Below are 1184 nucleotides of genomic sequence, written 5' to 3'. Positions count from 1 at the left end.
GAGCGAAGTCACCGGGCGGCGCGGAGATACCGGGGCACGGCGGGCTCCCCCTCCGGGAAGACCCCGAGAGCCGGGGCCCGGTCTCCACCCAGGGGAGTACACCGCTGGTCATGGCTCATCCTCCGGGAGGCCCGGCAATCGGTACGAGGGCATGACGCCCGGCGGGCGCCGGACGCCTAGATTTGAGGTCAAGCGGCGGGTGCAGCACTCGTCCCCCGAGGTCAGACGCCCGCCGCTGCCAAAAGACAACGGAATCGGTCAGGAGAGGGACCATGGCCCAGACGGTACCGCGGACGCTGGTCCGCACGCGGCGAAGCCGCCGTCAGGGACGACGCCACCCCGCGGTGGCGACGCTCATGGCCCTGCCCCTGGCGGCCCTGCTCCTCCTCGTCTTCGACGGGTGGGAGACAGTGGCCACACAGGCGTCGTCCGTGGGTGTGATGCTGGGGCGCTGAGCGGCGACCCCAGGCCCGGAAGAGCGGTCCGGGCGGGGACATCCATCCATGAAACCCCGTGGGGACGGGGGTGCGGCGGACGGCAAAATGCCGGCGCAGCTGGGGAGCTGCGCCGGCATTGCTTTTGCCTCCGGGGCCGAGGGGCGGCGGCGGACGTCCGCCTGCGTACCCTCAGCCCGTGACAACGGACCACCTCCTGCCCGCCCTGACGGCCCGCGTCAGGGAGAGGGCCCACGCCGGGCTCCCGGACTGCCCCTGCGGCGGCACCCCCCTCGGCGGTACCCCCCTCGCCGGCGCCACCCTGGCCGACCGCCCCGACGCCACCGTCGTCCGGCACGCCGGCATCGTCGCCAAGGCTCACGCGGCGGACGCCGACCCCGCCGAGCTGGCCCTCCGCGTCACCGTCGCCGCCCGCCTCCCCGGCATCCTCCTGCCCCCGCTCGACCCGACGCCCGTCGCGCTGCACGGTCGGCTCGTCACGTCCTGGCCGTACGGCACCCCCGTGGACCCGGAGGACCCGGACGCGGCGCCCTGGGAGGCCGCGGCCACCCTCGCCGCCCGCCTCCACCGGACTCCGGCCCCCATCGCCGTACCTCCCATGCGCGGCCCCGCGAAGGCGGCGCAAGCCGTCGCCCGCCTCCGGACCGCCGCCCCGCTCCACCCCGCCACCGCCCCCGTGCTGCAGGCCTGGGCCACCCTCCCCGCCTGGGCCCGCGGGGAGGCCGCCAT

1 protein-coding gene and 1 pseudogene are annotated in these 1184 nt (G+C 76.3%); both read left to right on the top strand.

Features of this window, described 5'->3' with window-relative positions:
- Nucleotides 1-272: 272 nt before the first annotated feature.
- Complete coding sequence (locus EBH09_RS06280) at nucleotides 273-455, top strand: hypothetical protein (protein WP_121745953.1); 183 nt, start codon at nucleotides 273-275, stop codon at nucleotides 453-455.
- 178 nt (nucleotides 456-633) lie between these two features.
- Nucleotides 634-1184 (top strand): annotated as a pseudogene (locus EBH09_RS06275) (aminoglycoside phosphotransferase family protein); the annotation flags it as partial.

The sequence above is a fragment of the Streptomyces sp. E2N166 genome, assembly GCF_003671715.1.
Classification (GTDB): Bacteria; Actinomycetota; Actinomycetes; order Streptomycetales; family Streptomycetaceae; genus Streptomyces; species Streptomyces thinghirensis.
The sequence above is the reverse complement of the archived record's forward strand: the minus strand, read 5'-3'. Positions and strand labels throughout refer to the sequence as shown.